Genomic DNA, 14,108 nt, shown 5'->3' with positions numbered 1-14,108 from the left:
AAATATGCCATGTAATGAAGTCGTATTAGTTAGCAAGGAGCTTGTTCACCGTTTCATCAAACTCCCGTTTAAATTTCTCATGATATTCTTTGGACGCAGGACCATAAAAATTTGTTTCAATAGCGCTGACCTTTCCTTCTCTGTCTACGAAGATCGTTGTCGGGAAGTTTTTAAGTGATGTGAGCTGCGGCAGGGTCTTTTCTGCTTTTTCAGGATCAGATGCCCTGACGCCTGTGATCAGCATCTGGTAGGGTACATTGAACTGTTGCCGGAATTTCCTGAGACTATTGGCAGACCGGTTTTCATCGGTGCTCAATTCGTAGGCCAGTGCAATTATTTCTATTCCCCTGTCTTTATTCTTCCGGTAATAGTCGCTCAGAAAAGCTGTTTCATCCATACAGTTCGGGCACCATGATCCCATGATCTGCAGTATCACGACTTTGCCTTTATATCGCTCATCGTTAATGGAGACCGTTTCACCGTCAATGTTCCTGAAGCTGAAGTTGAGTTTTTCTCCCGCTGTATTCTTTACAGCTGTCACAGGGCTTGCAGGCTGTGGTAAGGTTGCGTGTTCATCGCGTGCCGCTACCCAGTCTTCTTTGCCACGTGCACCATTGTAAAAAGTGCCGGTCATGTTATCTCCCTCGATCCTTGCCAGGAAGAGCATGGCATGGCTACCGTCGAAGGTGGAAAATAATATGGAGTCTCCGTAGATGGAACCTTCCAGGTAACGATAATCTGCTGACGGCGTGATAATGGATCCGGAGACCTTATTGCCTTTTTGTGTGAAATCGCCAACAGCCGGACGTTTAGTCTGGTTGGGCCGTGTGATTTCCATCGCCCATCTCCCTTGTATGTTTCCTTTCGCCTTAGCGGGTGTTGCAGGACGGTTGGCCAGGTGAGCAAAGAAAGGAAGGATCACTTCTCCGCCTTCTGTACCTTTTACCCATACGCCATTCAGGCTATCGGTGCCGACTTTCCTGATCCTGAAATAAGACTCAAACACGGGCATGCTCATAATGGCCGAGTCTCCGGTGAAAGAGACGTTTTCTGTTCTGATCTTTTCCTCTCCATTGACAATGTAGGCGACGAGCTGCTGCCGGTCATATTGTATCTCGAGGCCGAAAGGGATCTGTTTCCCATCATTCCGCACCAGCGAAGCCTTCCATTGTCCCCGTTGCAGGGGCATTTGCTTTTGCTGTGCTGTGGTGGCCAATGTGCAGATCAGACAGCATGCTGTTACTAATTGTCTCTTTATCATAAAGATAGCTGTGGTTGCTAAAGTTACCTGTTGTTGTTTTATTTGCCAAATGATGTAATACCAGCTTTCAGATAAGCGGCATAACCGGCAGGATCATAATCCGCCCCTTTAGGCGCTGCGAGTGGTTGTTGCGTGGACGGGTCCAGCAGCACATAGAAGGGTTGCGCGTTCGCATTGAACTGCCTGGCCTGTATGTCACTGTCGTCGGCGCCAAATAAGATCGTGATCAGGATACCTAATCCCACATAGATCACGATGATCGAAAGGCCATATATGAGCGCGTCTATTATCCCCTTACGTCTGTTTTGATGCCGTTTGGTAAAGAAGCCGACAGTTAAGGGCAACATCGGAAAGATACAGGGTAAGAGCACAGCTGCAAAACCACCCAGCAGGCCACCCAGAAAGATAGTTAACAGATGTGGATGCGACAGGGAAGCTGTCTGTGTATCCATTTGCTGCAAGGTACTTAATACTGCAGCTGTATCTGTGGCTGCAAGGCGTCAACTTCCGATAGGTCTTGTATGTCTGAGAAGATCAGTTCTCCGGTATCTGTACTTGTAGTCTGCGCATATAGCTGACTGTTTAGACCGGACAGGAATAATACAAGCAGCAGACTGTATAGTATCGTTTTCATGGCTCCTTTTATTTTATGTCTACGCTAAACGGAATAGTTCCCGGAGGGAGGCATTGCTGATCGCTGCATACCATGAAGGTGATGTCTCCTTTAACAGTAGTGCTGCCTGCCTGTAATTTGATCTTCTGTTGAAAGACCACTGTTTTCTCAAAGTATTTCACTTCTTTACCAAACTGTTGTTCCATTTTGGTGACTGGTTGTGGTTGCAGCAGGGTACCCTTCAACTGATATGACTCGTCTGGCGTAAAGGCGATGGATGTTCTGACAGGACCTTCTTCAGGTGTATCTAATGCGTAGATATGCCATCCCTGCTCCATCGTTGCTTTTATATAGATGGTGGCTTCAGTAGCGGATGTCTTTTTCGCTGCATAACTCCATTTTACAGGTTTTAATATCTGTGCATGTATCGGCGTCCAGAATAGTGCGCATAATATGCTGAGCACGATGAATGGTTTCATTGTTGCATTATTTATAGTGTGAAACATTATTTTAAGCATGTTAAGTTTTATACAAATTGAAGGCAATTAGCCCGGAAGGCTTAGCGGAAAACAGGCAGACAGGCAAATTGATATGTGAAGTGGACAGGCGGGAGGGGGAATCTGAATTTTGAAACTGGTATTTTAGAAAATAAGATATTTTTGAGCGTATAATGAATGACACCGACACAAAACGACTTTCCCGACTGACAGCAATCCTGACGCAATTGCAGACGAAGCGTCTTTTGACGGCCCCTGAGCTGGCCGATCGGTTTGCTGTCAGTATAAGGACTATTTACAGGGATATAAAGGCATTGGAACAGGCAGGCGTACCAATTCTGACAGAAGAAGGTAAGGGGTATACCCTGATGCAGGGATACAGGGTTCCTCCTGTAATGTTTACGGAAAGTCAGGCTAACGCCCTGATCCTCGCAGAACAGTTGGTGCTGAAGAATAAAGACGCTTCCTTTGTCAAGGATTACCTGGAAGCGGTCGACAAAATAAAGGCGGTATTGGGCTATACCGTAAGGGATAAAGCTAATCTGCTGGCAGAAAGGACCCGCTTTGATCAGAATATTAACGGCGAAAGAAATAGCAATAATTTATCGGAACTGCAGTTTGCGCTTACCAATTTCAACCTGACCAGGATTGAGTATACCAATGAAGGAGAGCAAACAACAAGCAGGTTAATTGAGCCATTTGCATTATTAAGTACCCAGGGGAATTGGTTGATGGTGGCCTGGTGCCGTTTGCGTAATGAGTTCCGGTATTTCCGGCTCGACAGGATTAAAAAACTGCAGATCCTTGATGAGAAGTTTACCCCTCATAATATGACCTTACAGGAATATTTTGACCGTTATTATTAATTTCTTTTTGACCCCTGACATAGGGCTGTCGCAGGTCCCGTTTAGCTTTGCGTCATAAACAAAAAAGTAGTTTTTTATGATTAGTCAATTAGCAAACCTGAACTGGATCAGTGTATTAGTAGCATTTCTGGGTTATTTTCTGCTCGGCGCTTTATGGTTTACTTTGTTTTTCAGCAAACAGTACAGAATTTCTTTAGGGCGTGAAAATGAGACCCTGCAGAATAAACCTATTTTCATCGTCGGACCTGCACTTTGTTCTCTTGTCATTACAGTTGCAAGCGCCGTATTGATCTATGCTTTGCATGTAGAGTCTTTTGCTGATGCTTTGAAGTTTTCTCTGCTGGTAGGTATTGGATACCTGTTTGCGAATACAGTGAATATTGCCATCAACCCGAATATCCCCCGGCCAATTCTATACGGAATTATTAGTGGAACCTATCATTTAGTAGGCATTTTCTTTGTGAGTATTATTCTGGTTACAATGAAATAATGATGAAAATCATGCAGGATAAGGCTATAGAAACTTTTTACCCGGAAAACCGGCTGCAATGGAGGAAGTGGTTGCAAAAGCATCACCACACAAAACAATCCATCTGGCTAATCCAGTACAAAAAAAAGGCAGATAAGCCTACTATAAGCTGGAGCGAAGCGGTAGAGGAAGCACTTTGCTTTGGCTGGATAGACAGTACGGCAAAGTCAATTGACGATGAAAAGTTCATGCAGTTCTTCACCCGGAGGAAAGCGAATAGCGTATGGTCAAAGATTAACAAAGGAAAGGTGCAGCGGTTAATAGATGAAGGGCTTATGGCACCAGCGGGTTACGAAAGTATTGAGGTGGCGAAACAAAACGGTTCCTGGTCCATTTTAGACGATGTGGAAGAACTAAAGATCCCCAAAGACCTTGAGAAGGCGTTCAGGTCTCAACGGGGGTCAAAGGCGTATTTTATGAGTTTAAGCAAGTCTGTCAGGAAGAGTATGTTGCAGTGGGTTACGCTGGCGAAGCGGCCGGAAACCAGGCAGAAGCGGATTACTGAAATAGCAACGCTTGCCGGTCAGCAGCAGAAGCCTAAGCAGTTTTGATAAAGAGAGGAGGCTTGTGTAGTGCAGGTGTATTCGTTCTCCTGGAAAAAATTGATTAATATTATCAAAACAATACCAGGGATGAAAGACCATAAACAGGAGGCGGCAAAAGCTGCTGTATCGCTCATCAGCGCAGGGCAGAACATCGGACTAGGTGGGGGCAAAACAATAGCTTATCTGGCGGAGTTGCTAGCTGAAGACCCACCGTTGATGCAGTCGCTGACTGTTACTACTTCATCATTCGATACCAATGTGTTATTACACGCGAAAGGATTCAGGCTTGTAGCGCCCTCGCTTGTCAGCAAGCTTGATATCTATTTTGACGGTTGTGATGTGTTTGACAGGCAGCTGAATGCATTGAAGAGCGGCGGTGGTATTCATGCCATGGAAAAGCTGCTGGCTTCAGCGGCAGACAGGTTTATACTGTTAGGAGATGCTGGTAAGTTTCAGGCGGCATTGAATCCGAAATATCCTATAGCTATAGAGTTCTTGCCGCAAGCCTTAGAGATAGTGAAGAGGAGGATAGGTGAGCTGTTCCCGGGTACGCGATTTGTGCAGCGTATGAGTACCGAAAAGATCGGCGCATTGATATCTGACAATGGTAATATGCTGGCTGACGTGTATTTCGACTCATTTCCTGACCCGAAGCAGTTGAACGTCGATGTGAAAATGATCCCGGGGCTTGTAGAGCATTCTTTGTTCTACGGAATGGCACATCAGGCGGTGATATCTGGCGACGATGGCGTGCGGCATATTTATCCGGAATAGCGGTCTTCGGAATATTGCCTGCCTGTTGAAGTGATGATATGGCCATCTTACGATGTGTTTTGTCCACATAGCAGATTGTTGATTGACCGGCATTATCCGTGGGAATACATTTGAGGAGTTATTTAAGAACATTAAAAATTGATCAAATGAAAAAGATAGCAGAACTCCTCGGTGGTGCGATATTAACGGTCGTGCTGGCAATAAAGTGTACGCTTAGCAGTGTGCAGGACACGATATCTGCAGAAACAACTGCAGCCGAAACGAATCGTCCGTTGCATGTACATGTTACAGCATCCGGTATTCAAAAACCAGGAAGTAAATAAACAGTAAACAACGGGACTTGCTAAATAAAGCCTTCAGATCTTCCGGTCTGAAGGCTTTATTGTGATGTCTGGTGTCAGTATGTAGCGTTGTATTAACTAGTTCCCGCCTGACACAAATAAACGAATAAAATATAGTATTGGGAAATGTGAAAATAGTATCTCTTTTATAGCAAACGTTTGCATAACTTCAGTAGTGTAGCATATGAACCTATAAATCCCGGTAGAGGAAATTGTAACCTATATTATTCGGAAACGCCATGTAGCAAAGTATTGTAGCATGCCCTGTTCCTATATTCTGTGTATATAATCACCCTATTGTTCATCCTTAAAACTTACGTTATGAGAATCCAATAACTTAATACATCCGCAAACAGGATGTGCATGTCTGTATGCAACCATAGTGCTACGTATAGCTTACAAGCCCATACGCGAACAGAAGAAGCATACCTTAATTACCTGATATTTTATTCCCTCAAAAAACTATTATGAAAAAAAAGTACGCTATTGCAAGCTTATTGCTACCGCTATTCTTATTGTTTTTATCACGCTCGCCCATGGCGCAATCATTACCTGCCAATTTTCAACGGGTACAGGTTGCAAGTGGTATCAGCAGCGCTGCTGCACTGGCTTTTCTTCCTGACGGCCGCATCCTTGTATGCCAGGAAACTGGCCAGTTACGTGTTATCAAGAACGGTAGTTTATTATCCACACCAGCTATCACACTTTCTGTTAATGCCAGCGGAGAACGAGGCCTGATTGGGATTGCTGTGGATCCCAACTTTGCCACCAATCGCTACATTTATCTGTATTACACCCATACATCCGGCCCACATAACCGTGTAAGCCGTTTTACCATGAATGGCGATGTAGCCGGCGCTGAAACAGTATTGCTGGATCTTCCTACATTAAGCGCCATTTATCATAATGGCGGCGGCTTATCTTTTGGCAACGATGGCAAGCTATATGTTTCTGTGGGAGATAATAAAGTCGGCGACAATGCCAGGAACCTGGATAGCTATATGGGAAAATTGTTGCGTATCAATCCCGATGGCTCTGTTCCTACGGGGAATCCCTTTAGTGGCGGCGCGGCCCGTAGCCGCGTCTGGGCATATGGTTTGCGAAACCCGTTTACAAATGCCGTTGATCCGGTAAGTGGCAAGATCTTTATCAATGATGTTGGTGAATCCACCTGGGAAGAGATTAACGATGCTTCTGTTGGTGGCCGCCATTTTGGATGGCCGGATCAGGAAGGTACCTGTTCGTCCAACTGTACTGGTTTAACCAATCCGCTTTACAGGTATAGTACCAACAGGGCCGGCACTCCTCCCGATGGACAAGGTTGTGCTATCAATGGTGGCACATTCTTCAATGGTGCAATCAGCAACTATCCTGCTGTCTATAATGGTAAATATTTTTTCCTGGACTATTGCGGCGGATGGATCAACTATTTAAATCCTGCATCTCCCACAAGGACTGCTTTTGCAACCGGTTTGGGCGGCGGACTTGTTTATATAAAACAGGGTATTGATGGTAATCTTTATTTCCTCAGCAGGGATAACGGTGTACTTTACAAACTTATCTATACCGGTACACAGGCGCCCGCAATCACGACACAGCCACAATCCCTTACGGTGCCACAGGGGCAAACTGCGACCTTCAGCGTAGTAGCTACCGGTAATCCTTCACCTACTTATCAGTGGCGAAAGAATGGGGGCAATATCACTAATGCAACGGCAGCCAGTTATTCGATCACTAATGTACAACCGGCAGATTCCGGTCTTTACAGCGTAGTGGTGACTAACAGTGCAGGTAGTGTTACCAGTAGTAATGCAAGACTGAGTGTTGCTAAACCTAACGTTTTGCCTGTTGCTGCTATTACCACGCCTCCAAACAATGCCAGATTCCGCGCGGGAGATACCGTTTCCTTTGCGGGTGCCGGTACTGACACTGAAGACGGTACTCTTCCGGCTACTGTATTTCATTGGTGGGTTGATTTTCATCATGCGAATCATGTACATCCGGGACCGCAATTGCGGGACAGTGTGAGCGCAGGAACGTTTGTTATTTCAGATGAAGGTCATACGGAAACAGATATCTGGTATCGTATTTATCTTTCTGTAAAAGATAGCAGGGGAGGGGCCGATACCACTTATGTGGAAATGCTCCCTGTAACGTCCAATATAACGTTGAGAACTGAACCTGCAGGCCTGCAGCTCCGTCTCAATAATATCCCTTTTACCACACCGTATTCCTCTGCGACTTTATCCGGCATGGTAAGAGCAATGGATGCTCCTTCTCCACAAACGCTTAACGGAGTAACTTATATTTTCGATCGTTGGGCACATGGAGGCGCCAGGGCACAGAACATCAGGATCACTGATGATGATACCACCTTTGTGGCAATATTTAAAATAGCGCCTGCCGCTATCAACCTGTCACCGGTACAGGATGCATATGTAAGGGATGGAACAAATGCAGCCACTACTTTTGGTGTCAGCGATTCCACACTCCTTATCACTAAAGTAGCTCCCGCAGGACAGGTGAATAATGGCCGTGAGTCCTATCTTACCTTCGATCTGACCAATACGGCACGCGTATCATCTGTGGTACTAAAAGTATTTGGTTATGTAGATGCTGGCGGTGGAGTTACCAATGTACCGGTTGGGGCTTACCCGGTAAGTAATACTACCTGGTCTGAAAAAACGATCACCTGGAATAATAAGCCGGCAGCCGATACTACGCTGTTATCGTCTGCCATACTTACAAACGAGGCTGCAAGATATTACACATGGGACGTGACCAGTTATATACAGCGAGAGCTGGCAGCAGGACGGAAAAAAATAACACTGGCACTGAAAAGTCAGCAGGCGCACGATGCGCGCGTACTCCTGAATTCGAAAGAAGCGGGAGCTAATCGTCCGCAGCTTGCTGTAATTGCTGATTCTATAGGCGATCCAAATTGCGTCCCTGTTGTAGCGAGCACCGATGATGGAAATGTGGCTGCGAATGCAATTGACAACGATCTGAATACCCGGTGGTCGGCAAGCGGAAATGGGCAGTGGATACAGTTCTGTCTGGGTAACACGGCAAGTGTCACCGGTGTAGATATTGCGTTTTACAAAGGAGATACGCGTCGTGCGCTGTTTGATGTGCTGGTCAGCCCGGATGGCGCCAACTGGACTAATGCGGCTACCGGATTGCAAAGCAGTGGTACTTCACTCAATTTTGAGAGCTTCACTTTCGCCGCCAGAACTGCGAAGTATGTACGGATTCTCGGACATGGCAATAGTGTAAATGAGTGGAACAGCTATGCGGAGGTGAAAATTAAAACAACCACGGGCTTTACTGCCGGCAAGACAGCAAATCTGTCGGCATTCACAGTATATCCTAATCCTGCCGGAGCGACCTTTACGGTGAAATTCAATCTGCCATCAAATGGCTACACTACATTGGCCGTATATGACATGAGTGGTAAGCAATTGTTAGTGCCTGTGAATGGACGGTTTACAGCGGGAACATATACAAAAACAGTATCTGCAGCTTCATTGCCGGCAGGTATGTACCTGGTGAAACTGGTTCATAATGGTAAAGTAAGCAGTGTAAAGATTATTAAGGAATAAGGACATTTTCTTGAGGTTCTTCAATCACATGGAAGGCCGTGCTATTGAAGTTGAACAGAAAACCCGCTGCCGGTTTGGAGCGGGTTTTCTGTTTTAAGGTGCCGATGATTAATAATTATACAAGTATCCTACCCATTGCAAAACCAGTGAGTTCAGCTGCTATCAATCCTTTTTGCTGAATGAGCACTTTCAACTTCGTTCCGATATCATTCAGCAGACGAAAAATAGACATCGCTTTTTCGGGGTGAGAGAGATGTTCACTTTCAACATTCTGACCGCCTGTACGTAAATAATCCATTAGCCCGAGCGCGCGCAGAAAATAACCTTGTTCAGTAAAACCACAACATTCCAATCCATTTTTTAAACCCCAGTGATGCAAGGCGGAAAAGTTCACGTGAGCTGTGATATCTTGTTCTCCGATATAGTGATAGGGATCCGCATTTATCTGATGGCCGTGATAACATACGAGCGTCCCACTGCATCTATATTCACGATATAACTCTATAGAAGGGTAGCCATAATCAATCGTTAACACGAAACCTTTCTTCAATGACCGGGCGATTTCTTTGAGCCAGTCTATTGCCTGTAAATTGATCTCTGTACGAAATCCTTTTGGCAGGATTATATGTAGTTGCTGCAGATAGTCTTTAAGTAACTGTTGTGCAGGCAGTAATACTTCACAGAAGCCGTTGTCATAGTCCACAAATACTTCCATTAGCTCATCAGCCATAACAACCTCGTGCACTGAGAAATTGTCCAGCAGTTCGTTAGACAGTACGCAGCCGTTAAACTCACCAATATCAGCAATAGCATCATACCATTCCACCTTTTCGGATAGGTGGGCTTTTTCCAGTTGCCGCATGAATGGGCTTTTTTCAATGATACAGTATCTGAGCTGATTATACAGCGGTTTGTTGGTTTTCAGGTATTCCAGCAGATCATGACAAAGCGCACCTGTTCCCGCACCGTATTCAACTATGGTAAAAGCTTCGCGCCCCATCAGATCCCACATTTCTTCCAGCTGACGGCCAATCATGGCGCCAAATACGGTACTCAGGTTGGAACTGGTGTAATAATCACCCTTCGCGCCAATTTTATTGCGGTCGGAGGTGTAGTATCCCAGCTGGGGGTAATACAATGCCATTTCCATGAAATCCCGGAAGGAGATAGGCCCCTTACTGCTGATCTTTTCTGTTATGATTTCGGAAAGCTGCATGGTCGTTTTTTTAGTTATCAGCTCAACTGTTTGATTTGGGGCTCTAAATGACTGATCTATAACTTAAAGAGACACAAAAACTATGCAAGGAAGGTTTTGACGACGGGGTGCCGGAGATAAGGGCCAAATCTTTCAAATCATTGTAACCGGCAAATCCGTATACTTGCATCTCTGAATGAGGGCTATGCGTCATTATCATGTTAAAATAGCCTATCAAAAAGTAACCTATGCATGAAACTGTTTCAGTAGATGAAGCGATATCAAAAGGGCACCGAATGGTAAATTATCCGGTGATGACAATTATGCTCGGGATGGTGATCCTAAGCCTTTATTTAGGGTGCTGGGGTGGGATGCCAGTCTGGATAATACCGGTAGGCCTTGTACTTTCCTTTACGTTTGCCTGGCTTTACTGGAGTTTTATGATAACGAAGTGGAGGATCTGGGCCTTTGAGAATGTACGTAATGTACACGAATTGAAAAGAAGAGCAATTATGGAAAACCTGATCTGGCAGGACAACAGCATATTTGAAAAAACGGAGATCCGCAAGGCAGTACATAAGGAAAAGTGGCAGGCATTACAAAGTAAATTTGAGCGGGAAGATGTTTTTCATGATGATTTGACTATTCCGACACAAACAATAATTTACTATTCAAAGGGGAAAAAATATCTTGAGACAATAACAGTGCTGATATGCCTGCCATTAGCTATTTTCCTGATGCTAAAAGCAGACCAGTATATCATTGTTGCCATCTTCACTGTTGTAGGTGGTGCATATTGGGGATACAGGGAATATAAAGGCGTTATAAAAAAAACGCCACAGATTATAATCAGCAACAAGGGTATTCAAACTGTCTCAACAATGTTTTATGAGTGGAAAGATATAAAGCATGAGGAGATAGTTATTGAGGGGTACGGCGAACATGCACGATGCTACCTGAAGTACGACCATCCGGGAGGGTCAGAACATTTGCAGATAGATCACTTTGATACAGACAAAGCGGCGTTGGATAAGCTACTTACAATATATCGTGGACGAAGCGGGAGAAAGACCCGCTAGTTTCAAAGCAGTTAAACTGGTTGTCTCCCGACCTACGTCTATTTCAGTTCAATACCTTCTACCTCAATTAAATACTCTCCAAAATCGTTTATTTTATCAATAAGCTTAATAGATTTCCTGCCAAGATCAGTTAGCATGTAATCAACCCTTGGCGGCTTTGTTTGGTAAACCTTTCTTTCGATCATACCTTTCTGCTCCAGGTCGCGCAGCTGGCTATACAGCATCTTGTCGTTGATATGTGGAATGCGCTTTCTTAAGTCGCCATACCTTACCGGTCCTTTGCGCAATGCCAGCAGTATTGGCATTTTCCAGGTGCCGCCAATGAATGCCATTGTGAGTTCAATTGGGTTATAGTATAATCTGCCCTGGTAGGTGAAGTTCGTCATAGCACAAAAATACAATTTACAGGTACTACGTTGCTTTACATACAAATAAGTATGTAAAGGCAGGCTTATTGGACGATAATTTAACTTGCGGCAAATGTTTGATATGTCAGAAAACAGTACTACTACACAATGGCGCACGATTCCGATATTGCCCAGTGTATCTATTGTGGAAACACTTGATTTTTGGGCTATGTTAGGATATACTATTACCTATAAACAGACCCGGCCTTATCAATATGGTGTGGTAGAACGGGGAGGATACGCCTTGCATTTTGGTTATATCAAGGGGATGGATAAGCATACTAATTCTTATACCGGATGTCTGGTAATTGTGAAGGATGCAGCTGCGGTGTACAAGGAATTCGCTGATCGCTTCAGGCAGCATACCGGTAAAGTACCTCATACAGGTATTCCAAGAATATCGAGGATGAAGCCTGGTGCAACGCGTTTTACGCTAACGGATGTCTCTGGTAATTCAGTGATTTTTGTAAGCAACAGCGAGCAGGATCAGGAGGTATGGGAAGAAGCCGATGACCAGGATCAGAGTAGAATGATGAAGGCTTGGGCAGTTGCCAGGCGTTTCCGGGATTATAAAAACGATGATGTTATGGCTGCCCAAACCCTTGATGTGGCATTGAAACACCGGGATGGAGCATCTCCGCTTGAAGTAGCCGAAGTGCTGTTAATGCGTATGGAGTTGGCGGAGGCAATTGGGGATGAGAAGCGGGCTGCTGAATGTCGGAGTGTCTTGCAGCAGTTGGGTTTGAATGAGGAAGATTTATCGCATATCAAAGAACGGCATAAGACAAGTTGAGCCGGAAGGCGCCTCTTTGATCTGTCGATCAGTAAAATCTCCGGCACTCATCTCACGGCGCTCCTACTATGCAGGTAGGAGCAGCTTTTCGACCTGCAGCTGTAAATTCAAATAATACCGCCGCGAAGAGTGCAAGCAGCAATAAGATTACGATGGCGCTTTTTCCGTATTGTTTAATGTTTTCCATAGCCGCAAATTACAGCGGAGAAGATCGAAAGAGAAGCCGCTTTAACTGAAGTGGACATATTTGACCGCGAAGTGAATGGAGGCTATCAGTTATCCCTGGGTTGTTTGTTGATAATGAGTGTGATATGTGAGCGTTTTAAAAAGAAACGCTCCCGGGCGCTTAAATCTGAAGCCCTGAAAATTTAGCAGAACAGCATACTACTATTCCAAAATAAAGTTATTTTTATGTGGTAAAAGTTCGAGGCATATACCATTCAGTGAACACATTGTTATAAGTATTAACTTATAAGATTTCCTTATACTTTTATTAATTTATTTAAAACAGTTTACGATGAATCGTCATGCTGCTCCGTACCGGGGCAAGTTTAATGTCTTTCAACCAGTTTCTTATATTTTGTAGAACGATAGTGTACGTTATGGATTGACTTACCTATGGGATTTATGACCAAAATCTTGAACAATGAAAAAATTAACCGCCCAAACGGTGGTGGCAGCAATGTTATTGCTTGCCACGCTATTACCTCATTCGTCGTCTGCACAAACCGATATCGACGCGCTGATGATGGCAAAGAATGAATTTTGTGTAGGACCTATGTATAGCTACAGCAGGTGGAAAAATTATTGGGAAGGAACACGGAAAAGGGACAATCAAAATCTGGGGACCGTATCCACAAAGATGCTTGCTGTAATGGGGAACTATGGGATCTCAAAGAAGTTAGCTGTACTTTTTAATGTACCCTATGTAAAAACAAATGCATCTGCAGGGACATTGCAAGGCCTGGATGGGATACAGGATCTTAGCCTTTTTCTGAAATGGCGGCCATTTCAAACAAAATTGGGCAACGGAAAATTATCTGTGCTGGGTATTGCCGGCGTGTCTCTTCCTTTGAGCGATTATACGCCAGATTACCTGCCGCTCTCGATTGGCTTGCATAGCAAAACAGCTTTAGGACGACTAATGGTGGATTACAAGTGGAGGGACTTTTTTGCCACTGCTTCTGCCACCTACCTGCTAAGGGATAATATTAAAATTGACCGGGAGTCCTATTATACTACCGAAATGCACAATACCCATGAGGTAAAAATGCCGGATGCCGCCAATTATAATTTTCGCGCAGGCTTTAGAAATAAACGGTGGATAGCGGAAGCCGTAGTAAATATCTGGAATACACTGGGAGGTTTTGATATTACCCGGAATAATATGCCTTTTCCCAGCAACAAAATGAACGCAACTACGGTCGGTTCAAATTTTAAATATGTCCTTCCACCTTTGCCGCAATTATCAATAGTGGCAGGTGGCAGCACTACCGTTGCCGGTAGAAATATGGGACAGGCAACAACTGTTTATGGCTCCGTTTTTTACATTCTGGACTTTTCACGGAAATCCAAGGTTACTGACCCAACTTCAAACGCTAACTGA

16 protein-coding genes are annotated in these 14,108 nt (G+C 44.5%); 9 read left to right on the top strand and 7 right to left on the bottom strand.

The window, feature by feature from the left end:
* Window positions 1-25 precede the first annotated feature (25 nt).
* Genes L3C95_RS14550 through L3C95_RS14535 form a run of 4 tightly spaced genes read right to left on the bottom strand, consistent with a single transcriptional unit; the run spans window position 26 to window position 2,353 of the window.
* Window positions 26-1,261, bottom strand: a complete 1,236-nt coding sequence (locus tag L3C95_RS14550; protein ID WP_236388683.1) for a peroxiredoxin family protein — start codon at window positions 1,259-1,261, stop codon at window positions 26-28.
* Window positions 1,262-1,299: 38 nt separating this feature from the next.
* The gene (locus L3C95_RS14545; RefSeq protein WP_236388680.1) at window positions 1,300-1,713 is read right to left on the bottom strand and encodes a hypothetical protein; all 414 of its coding nucleotides are present in this window, start codon (window positions 1,711-1,713) and stop codon (window positions 1,300-1,302) included.
* A gap of 14 nt (window positions 1,714-1,727) precedes the next feature.
* The gene (locus L3C95_RS14540) at window positions 1,728-1,895 is read right to left on the bottom strand and encodes a hypothetical protein (RefSeq protein WP_236388679.1); all 168 of its coding nucleotides are present in this window, start codon (window positions 1,893-1,895) and stop codon (window positions 1,728-1,730) included.
* A gap of 8 nt (window positions 1,896-1,903) precedes the next feature.
* Complete coding sequence (locus L3C95_RS14535) at window positions 1,904-2,353, bottom strand: protein-disulfide reductase DsbD domain-containing protein (RefSeq protein WP_236388678.1); 450 nt, start codon at window positions 2,351-2,353, stop codon at window positions 1,904-1,906.
* A gap of 191 nt (window positions 2,354-2,544) precedes the next feature.
* Here L3C95_RS14535 and L3C95_RS14530 point away from each other — a divergent pair, with 191 nt between their 5' ends.
* The 6 genes from L3C95_RS14530 (at window position 2,545) to L3C95_RS14505 (ending at window position 9,028) form a co-directional block, all read left to right on the top strand.
* Window positions 2,545-3,237, top strand: coding sequence for a helix-turn-helix transcriptional regulator (locus tag L3C95_RS14530; protein WP_236388677.1), 693 nt, complete (start codon window positions 2,545-2,547; stop codon window positions 3,235-3,237).
* A gap of 76 nt (window positions 3,238-3,313) precedes the next feature.
* The gene (locus L3C95_RS14525; protein WP_236388676.1) at window positions 3,314-3,727 is read left to right on the top strand and encodes a DUF1761 domain-containing protein; all 414 of its coding nucleotides are present in this window, start codon (window positions 3,314-3,316) and stop codon (window positions 3,725-3,727) included.
* Window positions 3,727-4,317 carry a YdeI/OmpD-associated family protein gene (locus L3C95_RS14520; protein ID WP_236388675.1) on the top strand — a complete coding sequence of 197 codons (591 nt, stop codon included), beginning with the start codon at window positions 3,727-3,729 and terminating at the stop codon, window positions 4,315-4,317. Before L3C95_RS14525 ends, L3C95_RS14520 begins: the two co-directional genes overlap by 1 nt.
* A gap of 81 nt (window positions 4,318-4,398) precedes the next feature.
* On the top strand, window positions 4,399-5,085 hold the full coding sequence (rpiA, locus tag L3C95_RS14515; RefSeq protein ID WP_236388674.1) for a ribose 5-phosphate isomerase A: 687 nt from the start codon (window positions 4,399-4,401) through the stop codon (window positions 5,083-5,085).
* 146 nt (window positions 5,086-5,231) lie between these two features.
* A complete protein-coding gene (locus tag L3C95_RS14510) occupies window positions 5,232-5,408 on the top strand; it encodes a hypothetical protein (RefSeq protein WP_236388672.1) in 177 nt (58 codons plus the stop codon).
* 485 nt (window positions 5,409-5,893) lie between these two features.
* The gene (locus L3C95_RS14505) at window positions 5,894-9,028 is read left to right on the top strand and encodes a PQQ-dependent sugar dehydrogenase (protein ID WP_236388671.1); all 3,135 of its coding nucleotides are present in this window, start codon (window positions 5,894-5,896) and stop codon (window positions 9,026-9,028) included.
* A 115-nt stretch (window positions 9,029-9,143) separates the two neighbouring features.
* Here L3C95_RS14505 and L3C95_RS14500 read toward each other — a convergent pair whose 3' ends face one another.
* Window positions 9,144-10,244: a class I SAM-dependent methyltransferase gene (locus tag L3C95_RS14500; protein WP_236388670.1), complete on the bottom strand. Its 1,101-nt coding sequence runs from the start codon at window positions 10,242-10,244 to the stop codon at window positions 9,144-9,146.
* Window positions 10,245-10,471: 227 nt separating this feature from the next.
* On the opposite strand from L3C95_RS14500, the gene L3C95_RS14495 reads away from it, so the two are divergent.
* Complete coding sequence (locus tag L3C95_RS14495) at window positions 10,472-11,302, top strand: hypothetical protein (protein WP_236388669.1); 831 nt, start codon at window positions 10,472-10,474, stop codon at window positions 11,300-11,302.
* Window positions 11,303-11,340: 38 nt separating this feature from the next.
* On the opposite strand, the gene L3C95_RS14490 is transcribed toward L3C95_RS14495, so the two are convergent.
* On the bottom strand, window positions 11,341-11,688 hold the full coding sequence (locus L3C95_RS14490; RefSeq protein WP_236388668.1) for a winged helix-turn-helix transcriptional regulator: 348 nt from the start codon (window positions 11,686-11,688) through the stop codon (window positions 11,341-11,343).
* Between the two features lie 103 nt (window positions 11,689-11,791).
* Here L3C95_RS14490 and L3C95_RS14485 point away from each other — a divergent pair, with 103 nt between their 5' ends.
* Window positions 11,792-12,502: a hypothetical protein gene (locus tag L3C95_RS14485; protein ID WP_236388667.1), complete on the top strand. Its 711-nt coding sequence runs from the start codon at window positions 11,792-11,794 to the stop codon at window positions 12,500-12,502.
* 52 nt (window positions 12,503-12,554) lie between these two features.
* Here L3C95_RS14485 and L3C95_RS34950 read toward each other — a convergent pair whose 3' ends face one another.
* Window positions 12,555-12,689 carry a hypothetical protein gene (locus L3C95_RS34950; protein WP_262915866.1) on the bottom strand — a complete coding sequence of 45 codons (135 nt, stop codon included), beginning with the start codon at window positions 12,687-12,689 and terminating at the stop codon, window positions 12,555-12,557.
* 459 nt (window positions 12,690-13,148) lie between these two features.
* Here L3C95_RS34950 and L3C95_RS14480 point away from each other — a divergent pair, with 459 nt between their 5' ends.
* The gene (locus L3C95_RS14480; protein WP_236388666.1) at window positions 13,149-14,108 is read left to right on the top strand and encodes a transporter; all 960 of its coding nucleotides are present in this window, start codon (window positions 13,149-13,151) and stop codon (window positions 14,106-14,108) included.

The organism is Chitinophaga filiformis, assembly GCF_021646545.1.
GTDB classification, from domain to species: domain Bacteria; phylum Bacteroidota; class Bacteroidia; order Chitinophagales; family Chitinophagaceae; genus Chitinophaga; species Chitinophaga filiformis_A.
Note: the sequence above shows the minus strand (reverse complement) of the source record. Positions and strands in the feature narration are given on the sequence as shown.

What these genes read in the sequence shown, in the direction of transcription:
- L3C95_RS14550 (WP_236388683.1), bottom strand. Translation starts at nt 1,261, where the DNA reads ATGATAAAGAGACAATTAGTAACAGCATGCTGTCTGATCTGCACATTG.
- L3C95_RS14545 (WP_236388680.1), bottom strand. Translation starts at nt 1,713, where the DNA reads ATGGATACACAGACAGCTTCCCTGTCGCATCCACATCTGTTAACTATC.
- L3C95_RS14540 (WP_236388679.1), bottom strand. Translation starts at nt 1,895, where the DNA reads ATGAAAACGATACTATACAGTCTGCTGCTTGTATTATTCCTGTCCGGT.
- L3C95_RS14535 (WP_236388678.1), bottom strand. Translation starts at nt 2,353, where the DNA reads ATGAAACCATTCATCGTGCTCAGCATATTATGCGCACTATTCTGGACG.
- L3C95_RS14530 (WP_236388677.1), top strand. Translation starts at nt 2,545, where the DNA reads ATGAATGACACCGACACAAAACGACTTTCCCGACTGACAGCAATCCTG.
- L3C95_RS14525 (WP_236388676.1), top strand. Translation starts at nt 3,314, where the DNA reads ATGATTAGTCAATTAGCAAACCTGAACTGGATCAGTGTATTAGTAGCA.
- L3C95_RS14520 (WP_236388675.1), top strand. Translation starts at nt 3,727, where the DNA reads ATGATGAAAATCATGCAGGATAAGGCTATAGAAACTTTTTACCCGGAA.
- rpiA (WP_236388674.1), top strand. Translation starts at nt 4,399, where the DNA reads ATGAAAGACCATAAACAGGAGGCGGCAAAAGCTGCTGTATCGCTCATC.
- L3C95_RS14510 (WP_236388672.1), top strand. Translation starts at nt 5,232, where the DNA reads ATGAAAAAGATAGCAGAACTCCTCGGTGGTGCGATATTAACGGTCGTG.
- L3C95_RS14505 (WP_236388671.1), top strand. Translation starts at nt 5,894, where the DNA reads ATGAAAAAAAAGTACGCTATTGCAAGCTTATTGCTACCGCTATTCTTA.
- L3C95_RS14500 (WP_236388670.1), bottom strand. Translation starts at nt 10,244, where the DNA reads ATGCAGCTTTCCGAAATCATAACAGAAAAGATCAGCAGTAAGGGGCCT.
- L3C95_RS14495 (WP_236388669.1), top strand. Translation starts at nt 10,472, where the DNA reads ATGCATGAAACTGTTTCAGTAGATGAAGCGATATCAAAAGGGCACCGA.
- L3C95_RS14490 (WP_236388668.1), bottom strand. Translation starts at nt 11,688, where the DNA reads ATGACGAACTTCACCTACCAGGGCAGATTATACTATAACCCAATTGAA.
- L3C95_RS14485 (WP_236388667.1), top strand. Translation starts at nt 11,792, where the DNA reads ATGTCAGAAAACAGTACTACTACACAATGGCGCACGATTCCGATATTG.
- L3C95_RS34950 (WP_262915866.1), bottom strand. Translation starts at nt 12,689, where the DNA reads ATGGAAAACATTAAACAATACGGAAAAAGCGCCATCGTAATCTTATTG.
- L3C95_RS14480 (WP_236388666.1), top strand. Translation starts at nt 13,149, where the DNA reads ATGAAAAAATTAACCGCCCAAACGGTGGTGGCAGCAATGTTATTGCTT.